The sequence below is a fragment of the Mitsuaria sp. 7 genome (assembly GCF_001653795.1).
In the GTDB taxonomy this organism is placed as follows: Bacteria; Pseudomonadota; Gammaproteobacteria; order Burkholderiales; family Burkholderiaceae_C; genus Roseateles.
Genome location: NZ_CP011514.1, coordinates 2,457,077 through 2,471,540 on the forward strand (window position 1 = coordinate 2,457,077; position 14,464 = coordinate 2,471,540).

Below are 14,464 nucleotides of genomic sequence, written 5' to 3' on the forward strand. Positions count from 1 at the left end.
ATAGGCGCTTGCGCCACGGTGCGTCGCGTCAGTTGTAACGAATCCGGACCGGCCGCAGGGACGCGTGCCGCCGGCCCGCGCCTGCTCTACAGTCGACGGCTGTGTCCAGCGCCCGCGGCCCCGCCGCCCTGCACGTGCACGCCACATCAGAACAAGGTTCGCGAGGTCCGGGAGACTCGCCAGACTCCACGTTCAATGAACCGAGCGCGCCGCCGTCCGGCGACCTGCCGATGACGGCCGTCGTCGGCGCGCTGCTGGTGCTGCTGACCGGCCTCGCGTTGACGCTGAGCGCGATGTTGTGGAACCGCAACCGCGTCGTGGCCGAGGGCCACCGCGTGCTGGAGGCCCAGATGGAACGCCTGCGACGCGACGTCGTCCAGCGCTTCGTCCAGCCGGTGTACGGCCTCAAGGGCGCCCGCGGCACGATCGCCGCCCTGCACGGTCGCGTCGACCGCCACGCCTTCCGCGCCTACGTCCAGTCGCGCGACCTGCCGCGTGAATTCCCCGGCGTGCGGGGCTTCGGCTTCGTGCCGCGCGTGCTGCGCGCCGACCTGCCCGCCTTCATCGCCGCGGAGCGGGCCGACGACGCGCCGCAGTTCGCGGTGCACGGCTTCGGCGACGCCGCGCCGGACCTGTACGTCGTCGCGCACATCGAGCCGCTGGCGCAGAACTATCCCGCCTGGGGCTTCGACCTCGGATCGGAGTCGATCCGGCGCCGCACCATCGAACAGGCCATCATCACCGGGGAGGCGTCGCTGTCCGCGCCGGTGCCGCTGGTGCAGGACCGCGCGCACGGGCCGGGGATGCTGCTGCTGGTGCCGGTCTTCCGCGACGGCGCCGACCCGACCACGCCCGAGCAGCGTCGCCAGGCGCTGCTGGGCATGCTCTACGCCCCCCTGGTGGCGCAGGAGATCCTGCACGGCCTCAAGGAAGGTCTGGCGGCGGCGCCGATGGATTTCCGGCTGCTGGTCGACGACCCGACGATCGCCGCCGACCATCCGGCGGTCGAGGACCTGCTGCTGGATTCCGCCGGGGGCATCCTGCCGCTGCATACGCCGCCGGCGGCGCGACCCGGCTTCGACACCCGCATGGTCGCGGACGAACTGAAGGTCGAGATCGCCGGCCGCACCTTCCGGCTGGAGGCCGCGCTGACGACGGCGTACGAGCGTGCCGTCATCGATGCGGCGGGATGGGGCCCGGGGTTGATCGGTCTCGTGCTGACGACGCTGCTGGCCGCGACGACCTACCTGATGGCCGCCGGGCGCGCCCGCGCCCAGGCGCTGGCCGACACGATGACCGAGGACCTGCGGCGGATCACGCTCGACCAGCAGGCCATGCTGGACACCGACGTCATGGCGATGGCCAAGCTGCGCGGCCGGCGCATCGTGTGGAAGAACGGCGCGCTGGAGCGGCTGTTCGGCTATGGCCGCGACGAGATGCTCGGGCTCGCGGTGCGCGAGCTCTACCTCGACGAGGACAGCTTCGTCGCGCTCGGCCAGAACGCCTATCCGGTGCTGCGGCGCGGCGGCCACTACCGCAGCCAGCAGCAGATGCGGCGCAAGGACGGCAGCCTCGTGTGGGTGGACCTGAACGGCGTCGCGCTGCCGGGCGAGCGCGACGAGGAGACCACGCTGTGGATGATGGTCGACATCACGCAGAGCAAGGCCTACGAGGCCCGCGTCGAGCGGGCCGCCTTCCACGACGCGCTCACCGGCCTGCCCAACCGGGTGCTGCTGGCAGACCGGCTGCGGCAGGCGGTCGCGTCGGCGCAGCGGCTCAAGCAGGCGGTGGCCGTGGTCTACCTGGACCTGGACGGCTTCAAGGCCGTCAACGACGCGCACGGCCACGACGCGGGCGACGAGGTGCTGAAGGCCGTCGCGCAGCGGCTGTCCGAAGGGATACGCGCGACGGACACCGCGGCGCGCCTGGGCGGCGACGAGTTCGTCGTGCTGCTGACCCCGCTGCCCTCGCCCATCGACAGCCGCCCGGTGTGCGAGCGGCTGCTGCGCGCCATCCTGGCGCCCGTGCCCTTGAGCTCGGGCGCGCGGGTTCAGGTCGGGGCCAGCTTCGGCGTCGCGCACTATCCGCTCGACGGGGTCGACGCGGAGGTGCTGATGAGCCGCGCGGACCAGACCATGTTCGAGTCCAAGCGCGCCGGGCGCTGTCGGATCCGCTGGCTCAACGGGGCGCAGCCGCCGCAGGAGATCGATCTGTCGGCGCTGCGACAGCCGACGGCGTCATCGGCGGGCGAGGCGGCCCCCGGGACGTCGGAGGCTTCCGACATGCCCGGCATGCCCGACACGTCCGACACGTCCGGGAAGCGCGCGGGTGACCACAGTCACGCGCGTTGAGCGCGTCGTACAGTCGGACGATGACGATCCTGACCACCGCCCGGCTCCGCCTCGAGCCGATGACCGATGCCCACCTGGAGGGGCTGTTCGAGATGAACCGCGACCCCGAGGTGATGCGCTACATCACCGGCAAGCCCGACACGCTGGCGGACACGCAGGCCATGATCGACCGGGTGAAGAAGCGCTGGGGCGACTGGGGCTTCAGCTGGTGGACCTTCTTCGAGATCGAGACGGGCGAGATCGTCGGCGCCGGCTGCATCCAGCACCTGCGCGGCGAGACGACGAACCCGCATGAAATCGGCTGGCGGCTGCGCCGCGACCGCTGGAGCCTGGGCTACGGCTCGGAGGCGGCGCGCCGGATGGCGGCGTTCGCGTTCGACGCGTTGAAGGCGCCCGAGATCGTCGCGGTCTGCGAACCGGAGAACGAAGGCTCGGCCCACATCATGAAGAAGCTCGGCATGAGCTACCGCGAGACGCAGCGCTGGCACGACGCGGACATCGCGGTGTACGGCATGACCGTGGATGAGTGGCGCCGCTCGCCGGCGGCGGCCAAGGCGGCCGCGGAAATCGCCGCGCTGGGCGGTCCAGCCGACTGAGGCCCGCCGCTTAAAGACCGCCGATGAAATAACGCTTCAGGCCGGACAGGATCATCTCGACCGCGATGGCGGTCAGCACCAGGCCCATCAGCTTCTCGATCGCCGAGACGACCGAGTCGCCGAGCAGCTTGCGGATGCGGTCCGCCAGGATCAGCGCGAGGAACGAGATCACCATCGCCGTGAACAGCGCACCGACCCACTCGGCGACGCGGTCCGGCTGGCGCGAGGCCAGCAGGAGCACCGTCGCCATGGCCGACGGGCCGGCCAGCAGCGGCACCGCCAAGGGGAAGATGAAGGGCTCGCGGCCGGTCTCCACGCCATAGGCGGAGTCGCCCGCGTGGCTGAAGATCATGCGGATCGCGATGATGATCAGGATCACGCCGCCGGCCACCTCGAGCGAGCGCTCGGACAGGTGCATCAGCCGCAGGAAGCCTTCGCCCAGGAACATGAACGCGAGCAGCACCGCGAACGCGAGGCCGACCTCGCGCAGCGCGACCTTCAGCCGACGCTCGCGCGGCACGGCCCGCATGATGGGGATGAAGATCGGCAGGCTGCCCAGCGGGTCGAGCACCAGCAGCAGCAGGATGAGCGCGGAGAGGAAACTGTGATCCATGGGGCGCGATTCTCGCCGATGGCGGGCTGCGGGCGCTCAGGCGTTGGCGCGCCGCCACGCACACTTCGTTCATCCGACTCCCTAGAATCGCAAGGATTCCTCGCCACGCTTCCGATGACGAACAAGATGAACGACAGGATGGACAAGAAGACGCCCCCCGCGCGACCCACGGGACCGGTCGCGCTGGACGCGATCGACCTGCGGATCCTGGAGGCGCTGCAGCGCGACGGCCGGATGTCCAACGTCGACCTCGCGACCCAGGTGCACCTGTCGGCGCCGCAGTGCTTCCGCCGCGTGCGCGCGCTGGAGGAACGCGGCGTGCTGCGCGGCTACCGCGCCGACGTGGCCCCGCTCGCGCTGGGCTTGAGCGTCACCGCCTACGTCAGCCTGAACATCACGGCCCAGGCCTTCGTCCGCGTGCGCGAGATCGAGTCGCTGATCCGCGACTTCCCCGAGATCCTCGAATGCCACACCGTGTCGGGGGACTCGGACTACCTGCTGAAGGTGGTCGCGCGCGACCTGCAGGCGCTGTCCAAGTTCCTCACCGACAAGCTGATGCAGCTGGACGGCGTGGCCGACGTGCGCTCGATGATCTGCCTGGAGGAGATCAAGCCGCCGGCGGGTCTGCCGGTCGACGGCGTCCGCCGCTGACGGCACCGATGCCGTCGGGAGCGGCGGCCCACAACAGACCGTGGGCCCGCTGCATCGCTTCGAGGCCGTAGTCGAGCGCACGGTAGCCGTCACGGGTCTGCGCAAACGTCGCCGCCGGCATCACGACGGCGCCCTCGAGCCGCTCCAGCAGTTCATCCCGGCGGTCCAGCGCATCCAGCCAGTCGTCCGATCCCGCGTCGATCGCCTTGAACATCCTGAGGCGCTCCGCATCCGATCGCGCGGCCATCGCGTCCACCATGTGGCGGGCCAGATGGCTGACGACGAACTCCTGTTCGGCCAGCCCCTCTGACTGCTTCCGCTCCACGCGCGCGGCATGCTCCCCGCGAAGCTTCGCGATGAGCGATTGAAGATCGTTTTCCAGGCGGGTCTGGAGCGAAGCCCGCGCGGGGCGACCCGTCGCGCGTTGCAGCAGCGCGCCCAGCCCGGTCGCACGGACCGGCTCGCCCAGCAGTCCACCCACCAGATGCCGGGCAGCCGGAGCGAGCTGGCGATCGAGCACCGGCAAGCTCGCGAGGCGCAGATCGGGCTCGCTGGAAGTCCGGGTGATGGCCTCGGTCGGGACCGCCCGTGTCTCGAGCTGGAACTGAGGCGCGCTGGCGGAGCGGGGCAGACGCGCGCCCGACGCGGTGGACGCCGCCGGCTGCTTCGGGACGGACGCCCTGTCGAGTCGATCGACCTCGGGAAGCGCTTCATCGGCCAGCGAGGACAGGAGTGTCCAGGACTCGTCGATCTCGTCCGCCGCCGACCCGGCATCCTGCGTCGGCGCGGTCTGGCGCCGCTCCGGTACCGCAGCCTGGCGTGCCTGCGCCAGCCGTCGTTCCAGGGCCGCCGCGTCGACCTTGTCTCGCGGAGTCTTCGCTTGACCGTCCAGGTCCGGCAACGCGGTTCTTGGCGCGTTCGGCAGCCTGTTCAGCTGGCGCTCCTGAAGAGCCGCCCGTTCGGCCTGGAGCTGCTTGACGAGGTGATTGGAAACCGGCGTGCGCTGGGCAGCCGTCCCCTCGGAGCGAGGCGATGCCAATCGCTGGCGCGGCGCGGCAGGTCGCGCTGGCGGCGACCTGGGCTGCTCCGGACCCGCCGCTGCGACGGAACCCGTCCGCGTCGCGTCGGCACGCGCTGACAGAGCCGGCGGGCGCTCATCCGCAGGTGGCCGAGGATGGACTGAACGCGAGGACGCAGGCGGCGCGTCCTCGTCGAAGTCGCGGAGTCGGTGCTCCAGGCGATCGGCAGCCGACAGGTCGTCATCGAGCCAATAGCTGCCACTCTGCGACGACGAGTCGCTGACGCTTTCCGCATCGCTGCTGGAGTCGCCAGATGCATCGCTCTCGAAGACGCTGTCACTCACGCTGCCACTCATGCTGTCGAAGTCGCCATCGCTGTCTCCGATGCCGTCGTCGACCGGCTGCCGCCGGCGCTGTGCTCCGGCGAACTCGGGGCCGAACAGCCTTGCCGGCGGCGAAGACATCGCTGCCGCCCTGTGATCCGGCCTGTCGCGCGAGCCTTCTGTCGGCCGTCTCGCGACCGGGGTCAGGAACATCTCCCCGCCCTCGGCGAACGATGGCCCACACTGGTCCCTGCACTCGCGCAGGAACGCGTTGTCGTCCCGCCGCATTTCCTGGGGCGGCACGGTCGCACCGGGATGCGAGCCGGCTTCATGGGTCTCCTGATGGTGCATCTGCCGCATCGCCGCGATCACCGTGCCGGAATCGCGGGATCCGTCGTTGCAGAAGACCGCCATGCGGGCATCCTGTCCGTCGGCGGACGCGCGCTGCCATCCCGTGTACCCGCGCGACACGCCTTCCCGGAACTGCTGAGGATGGTGCGGATCGACTTTGACGTCATGCGTCCGCACCCGTTGGGAGGTCGTTATCCCGCCCTGCGTCAGCTCGACCTGGAGCATCCAGCTGCCGTCGTCGGTCGGCTCGTCGAGGCGGCGGAAGTGCGCCTTCATCGGCTGGCCGCCGGGCCCCGGCATCTCCCAGCTCATCGAATCACCCGGCGCGCGGAGCCCGGCCAGCAGCGGGCTCGGCACGTCGCCCTCGGCCACGATCAGGTCGGTGATGCGCTCCTGGTCCAAGAGATTGGCGAACGCGATGGCGCCCTGCGCTTCCATCACCCGTTCCGACAAGGGCAACGCGCCCTGCAGCACCGACGGAAAGCCCCCGAAGGCCGGCGTCCTCGCGGCATTGAAGAAGGGGAAAATGAAGTCGGCGAGGAGGTTGTCGGCCGTCGCCGCCACCAGCGTCAGCAGGCTGGGCCTGAAAATTCCCGGACTCAAGGGCGGCCAAACGTGGTGGTGGAAGAGGTGGGCACCGGATGCGGCCAGACCGCCTTGAAGGAGGTTCGAACTCAGGGCGAACGACGACGGAGGGGCGTGGTAGTACATGTCGAGTCGGCATTCCCGATGCGGGACTGCGGCCAGGTGCTGGAATGTGGGATTGGTGCTCCCTCGCCCAGCTCCGGTTCCTCCAGCGGACCGCCGCCGCCCGCTCACCCTCGCCCGCTCACCCCCGCGGGTGATGCGCCGCGTGCAGCTGCTTGAGGCGCTCCCGCGCCACGTGCGTGTAGATCTGCGTCGTCGACAGGTCCGCGTGGCCCAGCAAGAGCTGGACCGCGCGCAGATCCGCGCCATGGTTGAGCAGGTGGGTAGCAAATGCATGCCGCAGCGTGTGCGGCGAGATCGGACTCGTGATCCCCGCGATGAGCGCGTACTTCTTGACGATGCGCCAGAAGCTCTCCCGCGTCATCGCCTGCCCGAAACGGCTGAGGAAGAGGTCGTCGGTGTTGCGCGCGCTGAGCAGCTGCGTGCGTCCCTCCTTGAGGTAGCGCATCAGCCAGACGTGCGCCTCCTCGCCGAACGGCACCATCCGCTCCTTGTCGCCCTTGCCGGTCACGCGCAGCACGGCTTCGCGCAGGCCCACGTGCACGCTCTTGAGCGTCACCAGCTCGGTCACGCGCAGTCCGCTCGCGTACATCAGCTCCAGCATCGCGCGGTCGCGCAGGCCCTGCGCGGTGCCCACGTCGGGCGCGTCGAGCAGCGCCTCCACCTGCTGCTGCGATAGCGTCCTGGGCACGCGCATCGGCTGCTTGGCGGTGATCAGCTTGAGCGTGGGATCTCGCTCGATGCGGCGCTCGCGCAGCGCCCAGCGGAAATAGCGCTTGAAGACGGACAGCCGCCGGTTCGCCGAACTCGCCTTCCCGCCGTCATGACGCGCGGCGGCGTAGCCCATCAGGTCCAGTTCCTCGATCTGGTCGAGCGTCCGGTCCGGCCCGGGCTGCGCGGCCAGCCAGTCGGCGAGCAGCTGCAGGTCGCGCCGGTACGCCAGCTGCGTGTTGCGCGAGAGGCCTTCCTCGATCCAGAGCGATTCGATGAAGGCATCGATGGCGCGTGCGCTGCGCTCGCGCGCGGCGGAAGGGGCAACCGGTTCGGCGCTGGAAGAAGACGGGGTTGAGGACGCGGAGGACGCGGAGGACGACGACATGCCGTGCATGATGCGCGAAAAAAAAGGGCCCGCGCCACCACGCGCGGGCCCTACGGAGCAACCGCCACAGGCAGCGGTTGGTTGGGGACCGGGAAAGAGGGGAAGGCGGTGCGTCAGCCGATGCGCACCGGCACGAAGATCTTGTCGCCGCCACGCTGCACCAGCAGCGCGACGGATTTCTCCGCGCCCTTCACGGCGCTGCGGACCTGATCGATGGACTGCACCGGCGTGCCGTTGACGGCCAGCAGCACGTCGCCGGGGCGCACGCCCGCACGCGCCGCGGCGCTGCCGTCGCCGACCTCCTGGATCAGCAGGCCGTCGCGGGTGCCGAGCTGGCGGCGCTCCTCGGGCTGCAGCGGCCGCAGGGCCAGACCCAGCTTGGCGTGATCCGCGTCCGCGTCGCCCGCCGCGCCGCCCTTGGCGAGCTTCGCGCCCTTCTCGTTCGCATCGCCCAGCGTGGCGGTGATCGTCTCGCGCTTGCCGCTGCGCCAGACGTCGATGTCGACCTTGTCGCCGGGCAGCGACTGGTCCACCAGCGCCGGCAGGTCGCCGCTGGCCACGATGCGCTGGCCCTTGAAGCCGAGGATGACGTCGCCCGAGCGCAGTCCTGCCTTGGCGGCCGGACCGTCGTCCTCCACGTTGGCGACGAGCGCGCCTTCCGGACGGTCCAGCTTGAAGGAATCGGCGAAGCCCTGGTTGACCTCCTGCACCATCACGCCGAGCTTGGCGTGCTGCACCTTGCCGCCCTTCTCGATCTGCTGGCGGACCTTGCTGGCCACCTCGACGGGAATGGCGAACGACAGGCCCTGGTAGCCGCCCGACGCGCTGTAGATCTGCGAGTTGATGCCGACCACTTCGCCCCGCGCGTTGAACAGCGGACCGCCGGAATTGCCGGGGTTGATCGCGACGTCCGTCTGCAGGAACGGGACCCGGCTCTCGTCCGGGCCCAGCGAGCGGCCCTTGGCGCTGATCACGCCGGCGCTGACGCTGTTCTCGAAACCGAAGGGCGAGCCGATGGCCAGCACCCATTCGCCCACGCGCAGGTCCCTGGTCGCGCCCAGGCGGACGGTCGGCAGGTTCTTGGCTTCGATCTTCAGCACGGCGACGTCGGTCGACTTGTCGCTGCCCAGGACCTTGGCGCGGTACTCGCGGCGGTCGGTCAGCTTGACCACCACCTCCTGCGCGTCCTGCACGACGTGGGCGTTGGTGAGGATCACGCCGTCGGCGCTGACGATGAAGCCGGAACCCTGGCCGCGGATCTCGCGGCTGCCGCCTTCACCGCCCTGCCCGCCCTGGCCGGGCCCGCCGGGCATGCCCGGCACGCCGAAGCGGCGGAAGAACTCATAGAAGGGATCGTCGGGATCGATCTGCGGCGCACGCGCGGCACGCGTCTTGACCGAGCCCGTCACGCTGATGTTGACGACCGCCGGGCCTTGCGCCGCGGCGATCTGCGCGAAGTCGGGCATGCCCGCCGGCGGCGGCGTGAAATTGCCGGCCGGCGCGGCGGCGTTCGCCAGCGGCGTCGTGGTCGCCGCGACCTGGGTGTCGTTGTTCGACGTCGAGGCGCCGTCGGTCGACGCCTGCGCCGAGGTCTGCGAGGCAGGCGTCAACTTCGCGTTGCGCATCGCGAGCGCACCGCCGGTCACGCCCAACACGCCAGCCGCAGCCAGCGCCCACACAAGTTTCTTCACCGGAATCATCTTCTCCACTTGGGCCATCTGAACCTCCAGATTTCGCTGGGAGTCGACGACCTGGGCAGGAAGCCTTGGCGCCGACTCGATGACCGAAGTTTGAGCAGCTTGGCTTAGGTCGCTCTTAATGCCGGGGAGACAGGCGGTGAAGCACCGGTAAAGCGAAGTGTGAGGTCGCTGGACCCCGATCGGCCAAGCGCGGGCACTCCACGAGGCAGGGGGCATCGCGTCCGCGAACCCCCAGCCTCATTCCGGCCCCAGTGGACGTCGCTGACCTCGGGTTCAGGCGGCTGGCAAGGCCGGTGGCGGCGCGGGCGGCTGCAGTGGCGGCGGCATCGGCTGGGTCGGCTGCGGCACGCGGGAAAGCGGCATCGCCAGTTCGACTCTGAGACCACCCAGCGCCGTGCTGTGACCCAGCCGCAGCGTGGCGCCATGGTCGTCGGCGATGCTGCGCACCAGCGCCAGCCCGAGTCCGCTGCCCGGCGCCTGCTGCGCCTGCGACTCGGACCGGTAGAAACGGTCGAACACCCGACCCCGTTCGGCGTCAGGGATGCCCGGGCCGTCGTCCTCGACCACGAGCAAGGCCTGACCCCCGCTGCGCTCCAGGCTCAGATCCACGCGGCCGCGACCGTACTTGATGCCGTTGTCGAGCAGGTTGCGCAGCAGCATCGTGAGCGCCTCGCGGTGACCGTCGACCAGCACCGCGTCGCAACGCTCCATGCCGAGGTCGATGCCCCGGCCCTGCGCCAGGGTCGCGCCGTCGATGACGGCGTCGCGGCACAGCACATCCAGCGCGATCGGCTGCGCGGGCGCCTGCACCTTGGCGCTGTCCTGGCGCGCCAGCGCCAGCAGCTGCTCGATCAGGTGGGAGGCGCGGTCGATGCCCAGGCCGAGTTTCTCCAGCGCCTGGACGCGCGCGCCCTCGTCCGGCGCACGGCGCAGGGATTGCAGTTGAAGCTTCAAGGCGGCCAGCGGCGAGCGCAGTTCGTGCGCGGCATCGGCGACGAAGTGCTGCTGCTGCTCGAAGGCCTGGCGCACGCGGTCCAGCAAGGCGTTGAGCTCGGTGACCAGCGGCTGGACCTCGGCGGGGACGTCCTCCTCGTCGACCGGGGCCAGGTCTTGCGCGGCGCGGCGCGAGAGCTGCTGCCGCACGCGCTCCAGCGGCGCCAGCGAGTGCGACACCACCCACCACACGACCAGCGCGAGCATCGGCAGCATCAGCGCGGTGGGCAGCACGGTGCGCCACGCGAGCTGGCCGGCCATGCGCTGGCGCACCGCGATGTCCTGCGCCACCTGCACGACCTGGAAGCGCCCCTGCACCGCGAAGACGCGGTAGCGCTTGCCGCGCAGCGCGACGTTGGAGAACCCCAGCACCGCGCGCTGCGGCAGCCAGTCGGGCCCGGCCGAGCGGTAGAGCGGCGTGCCGTCCAGGCCCCAGACCTGGACGATCAGGTCGATGCTCTGTTCTTCGCCGAGCGGCAGCGGCAGGCCCGTGCCCATGCCCGCGCGCAGCGAGAGCGCCACCTGCTGCATCTGGTAGTCGAAGATCTCGTCGGTCTCCATCAGCGCGTTGCGGTAGGCGCTCATGCCCTGCGCCAGCGCGCCGATCAGCACCGCCCCCAGCAGGAACAGCAGCAGGCGATAGCGCAGCGACCGCGGCAGCAGGGTCAGACGACCGCGGCGGCCGCCGGCCGGGCCGGCCAAGCCTGTGGCGCCGGTGGCGTCGGCGGACCCGGCGTCCGTCTTCTTCCCCGCCATCATTCCTTGGGCACGCGGTAGCCCACGCCGCGCACGTTCTGGATCAGTTCCGCGCCCAGCTTCTTGCGCAGGCCGTGGATGTAGACCTCGACGGCGTTGCTGCTGATCTCGTCCTTCCAGCCGTAGAGCTTTTCCTCGAGCTGCTGGCGCGAGAGCACCATGCCCGGACGCGCCAGCAACGGCTCCAGCACCGCCCATTCGCGCTGCGACAGGGTGACCGGATGGCCGTTGGCGGTGACCTCGCGCGTGGCGGGATTGATGCTGACGCCCATGTGCTCGTAGACCGGCTCGGCGCGGCCCGCGGCGCGGCGCAGCAGCGCGCGGATGCGGGCCAGGAGCTCGTCGAGCTCGAAGGGCTTGAGCACGTAGTCGTCCGCGCCGGCGTCCAGCCCGGCGACGCGCTGGGGGGTCGCGTCGCGCGCGGTGGCGATCAGCACCGGCACCGCCTGCTTGCGGCCGCGCAGCGCCTGCAGCACGCTCATGCCGTCGCGCTTGGGCAGGCCCAGGTCCAGGATCACCAGGTCGTAGGTCTGGGACTGCAGCGCGGTGTCGGCGATCTCGCCGTCACGCACCCAGTCCACGGCATAACCCTCGGCGCGCAGCAGCTCGAGCAGCTGCTCGCCGATCATCAGGTCGTCTTCCACCAGCAGGAGTCGCATGGCCGCGATTGTGCACGCGGCGGCGAGGCTGCGAGCAGGCGAGCAGGCGGGCAAGCGCTCCGGCCGAGCAGCGCCGTTCGCCGCCTCAACGCCCCCGATGTCCGATGCACCGCGACAGCAGGGCGCCCACCCGCGCGGTCATGCGGACCATCGTGCCCCGGACCCGCTCGCCGAAGGTCAAGGGGGCCTCGACCTCTGCCTCGACGCTGGCAAGGGCTCTGGACAAGCCCGCCGACGCCCGACGGTCGATCGTCGACGGCTTCGCGCGGGCCGGCTTGGGCGGAGGGAACGGCAAAGACTTCCCGAAGGTGACCCCGAGGCGGCGCTCGCCCCGCTCCTCGACAAGCGCCTGCGGGGAAGGCTGCCAGGCCTCACGGCGCCGCTTCGAGGGCAAGGGCGCCCTCGGCCGTGGCAGCCCCGCCCAGGGGGCGGGAGGCTCCGGCGGCCGGTCTTCGCTCGCGGACTCCCGTTTCGTGGGCTCCTTGGGCGTATCGCTGATGAGCGGAGCGGCACCGGACAAGGCTGCGTCAACTTTCATGATCCTGGAAATCTCTCCGGCCCGACCCTCGGGCCCCACCCCTGTGTAGGCCCGCCGGGGTCGGAGCATCCGACAACGCCCCTGCCGCGATGACATCCCGGCTCGCGATTCCATGTCTACAATGCGCGCCTGTCAGGAGAGAGTTCCCTCGCGGGAGCCGCCGAAGGCGCAGTGGCACTGGAGATCCCACGCTGCGAACGCTCAGGCAAAAGGACTGGCAAAACGCTCGAGACATCGGGCGTCCTCACTGGAGAGAGACGGGGCGGACCTTGCGGTCGAGCCCGTCCACCGAAGGGGCAAGCCGCCGGCCAACCGCCGACGGCCAATCTCTCAGGTAAAGCGGACAGCGAGGGCATCTCCCCCACCTTGACGTGACAGGTTCACAGTCGGGGTGGTCATGACGAATGCCCTCGGAGCCAGACATGTCCGCTGATCAGACCCAGAATCCCCAGGTTTCGGCCCCTCTGCACAAAACTCCCCTGCACGCGCTGCACGTCGAACTGGGCGCCAAGATGGTCCCCTTCGCCGGCTACGACATGCCGGTCCAGTACCCCGCGGGCGTGATGGCCGAGCACAAGCATGCGCGGGCCCACGCCGGCCTGTTCGACGTGTCGCACATGGGTCAGGTGTTGCTGGTGGGCGATGACGCCGCCGCCGCGCTGGAGACGCTGGTGCCCGTCGACATCGTCGACCTCGGGATGTTCAAGCAGCGCTACGCGCTCTTCACCGCCGACGACGGCGGCATCCTCGACGACCTGATGGTCGCGCGCCGCACCGACGGCCTGTTCGTCGTGGTCAACGCCGGCTGCCGCGACCAGGACATCGCGCACATGCAGAAGCACCTGTCGGGCCGCTGCGAAGTGCGCCCGCTGCCGGACCAGGCGCTGCTGGCGCTGCAGGGCCCGCAGGCGGTGACGGCGCTGTCGCGCCTGAATGCCGACGTCGCCAAGCTCGTGTTCATGACCGGCGGCTTCTTCGAGCTGGACGGCATCCCCACCTTCGTGACCCGCTCGGGTTACACCGGCGAGGACGGCTACGAGATCTCGGTCCCCGCCGACCGCGCCGTCGAGCTGGCCCGCAAGCTGCTGGCCCAGCCGGAAGTGATGCCCATCGGCCTGGGCGCGCGCGACTCGCTGCGCCTGGAAGCCGGCCTGTGCCTGTACGGCCACGACATCGACACGACGACCACCCCGATCGAAGCCTCGCTGACCTGGGCCATCCAGAAGGTGCGTCGCGCCGGCGGCGCCCGCGCCGGCGGCTATCCGGGCGCTGCGGTCATCGACAAGCAGTTCGCCGAAGGCGCCGCGCGCAAGCGCGTGGGCCTGGTGAGCTCCGAGCGCATGCCGGTGCGCGAAGGCGCCAGGCTCGTCAACGCCGACGGCCTGGAGATCGGCGTCGTCACCAGCGGCACGCTGGGCCCGACCGTCGGCAAGCCCGTCGCGCTGGCCTATGTGCAGACGCCGTACGCCGCGCTGGGCACCGAACTCTTCGCCGAAGTGCGCGGCAAGCGCACCCCGATGACGGTCTCTTCCACGCCGTTCACGCCCAACGGATACTTCCGCGGCTGATCCACGATTCCGGGTCGCACCGGATCTCGCTGGATTGCGCTGAATCACGCTGATTCACGTTTCGCCCTTTCAACCTTCCGCAACCATCAGGTAGCACGGAGCCTCTCCATGAGCATCAAGTACACGTCCGACCACGAGTGGGTCGACACCACCGACGGCATCGCCACCGTGGGCATCACGGTCCATGCGCAGGACGCGCTGGGCGACGTCGTGTTCGTGGACCTGCCCGACGTCGGCAAGTCCTTCGCCGCCAAGGAAGTGGCCGGCGTGGTCGAGTCGGTCAAGGCCGCCGCCGACGTCTATGCGCCGGTCTCCGGCGAGATCGTCGAGGTCAACGAGGCGCTGCGCGCCGACCCGTCGCTGGCCAACACCGACCCGCTGAAGACCGGCTGGTTCTTCAAGGTGAAGCTGTCGAATCCGTCCGAGCTCGACGCTCTGATGGATACGACGGCCTACGACGAGCTTGTCAAGAACAGCTAATCGCCTGAGCGATGCACGCAGGGCCTGCGGGCCCTGCGGCAATGAATTCTTCTCTCCAG

11 protein-coding genes and 2 riboswitches are annotated in these 14,464 nt (G+C 70.3%); of the genes, 5 read left to right on the plus strand and 6 right to left on the minus strand.

The genetic code is table 11. The annotated features are described in order from the left end of the window. Positions 1-230: 230 nt before the first annotated feature. Together ABE85_RS10910 and ABE85_RS10915 are read left to right on the plus strand one after the other, a co-directional pair. Positions 231-2,351, plus strand: a complete 2,121-nt coding sequence (locus ABE85_RS10910; RefSeq protein ID WP_067273864.1) for a CHASE domain-containing protein — start codon at positions 231-233, stop codon at positions 2,349-2,351. 20 nt (positions 2,352-2,371) lie between these two features. Next, positions 2,372-2,947, plus strand: a complete 576-nt coding sequence (locus ABE85_RS10915) for a GNAT family N-acetyltransferase (RefSeq protein ID WP_067273866.1) — start codon at positions 2,372-2,374, stop codon at positions 2,945-2,947. A 10-nt stretch (positions 2,948-2,957) separates the two neighbouring features. Here the strand turns inward: ABE85_RS10915 and ABE85_RS10920 are convergent, their stop codons facing one another. Continuing rightward, positions 2,958-3,560 (minus strand): MarC family protein, encoded by a 603-nt coding sequence (locus ABE85_RS10920; protein WP_067273870.1) that lies wholly within the window; start codon positions 3,558-3,560, stop codon positions 2,958-2,960. Between the two features lie 126 nt (positions 3,561-3,686). On the opposite strand from ABE85_RS10920, the gene ABE85_RS10925 reads away from it, so the two are divergent. Next, positions 3,687-4,211 (plus strand): Lrp/AsnC family transcriptional regulator, encoded by a 525-nt coding sequence (locus ABE85_RS10925; protein WP_231993278.1) that lies wholly within the window; start codon positions 3,687-3,689, stop codon positions 4,209-4,211. Here the strand turns inward: ABE85_RS10925 and ABE85_RS10930 are convergent. The 5 genes from ABE85_RS10930 to ABE85_RS10950 form a co-directional block, all read right to left on the minus strand. Then, entirely contained in the window at positions 4,168-6,615 is a 2,448-nt protein-coding gene (locus ABE85_RS10930; protein ID WP_157522210.1) for a hypothetical protein, read from the minus strand. The two genes, ABE85_RS10925 and ABE85_RS10930, sit on opposite strands and share 44 nt — an antisense overlap. A 118-nt stretch (positions 6,616-6,733) precedes the next feature. Further along, positions 6,734-7,711 carry a site-specific tyrosine recombinase XerD gene (xerD, locus tag ABE85_RS10935; RefSeq protein WP_082939017.1) on the minus strand — a complete coding sequence of 326 codons (978 nt, stop codon included), beginning with the start codon at positions 7,709-7,711 and terminating at the stop codon, positions 6,734-6,736. Positions 7,712-7,824: 113 nt separating this feature from the next. Continuing rightward, on the minus strand, positions 7,825-9,429 hold the full coding sequence (locus tag ABE85_RS10940; RefSeq protein WP_197507297.1) for a DegQ family serine endoprotease: 1,605 nt from the start codon (positions 9,427-9,429) through the stop codon (positions 7,825-7,827). A 255-nt stretch (positions 9,430-9,684) separates the two neighbouring features. Further along, a complete protein-coding gene (locus tag ABE85_RS10945) occupies positions 9,685-11,163 on the minus strand; it encodes an ATP-binding protein (RefSeq protein ID WP_231993279.1) in 1,479 nt (492 codons plus the stop codon). Then, entirely contained in the window at positions 11,160-11,819 is a 660-nt protein-coding gene (locus ABE85_RS10950) for a response regulator transcription factor (protein WP_067273881.1), read from the minus strand. The genes ABE85_RS10945 and ABE85_RS10950 overlap by 4 nt, the downstream gene beginning before the upstream one ends. A 661-nt stretch (positions 11,820-12,480) precedes the next feature. Beyond that, positions 12,481-12,584, plus strand: a riboswitch (glycine riboswitch). Positions 12,585-12,594: 10 nt separating this feature from the next. Then, positions 12,595-12,714, plus strand: a riboswitch (glycine riboswitch). A 65-nt stretch (positions 12,715-12,779) separates the two neighbouring features. Between ABE85_RS10950 and gcvT the strand changes: the two genes are divergently transcribed. Both gcvT and gcvH read left to right on the plus strand, forming a co-directional pair. Further along, positions 12,780-13,925, plus strand: coding sequence for a glycine cleavage system aminomethyltransferase GcvT (gcvT, locus tag ABE85_RS10960; RefSeq protein ID WP_067273888.1), 1,146 nt, complete (start codon positions 12,780-12,782; stop codon positions 13,923-13,925). Between the two features lie 108 nt (positions 13,926-14,033). Then, positions 14,034-14,405, plus strand: coding sequence for a glycine cleavage system protein GcvH (gene gcvH, locus ABE85_RS10965; RefSeq protein ID WP_067273892.1), 372 nt, complete (start codon positions 14,034-14,036; stop codon positions 14,403-14,405). Positions 14,406-14,464 lie beyond the last annotated feature (59 nt).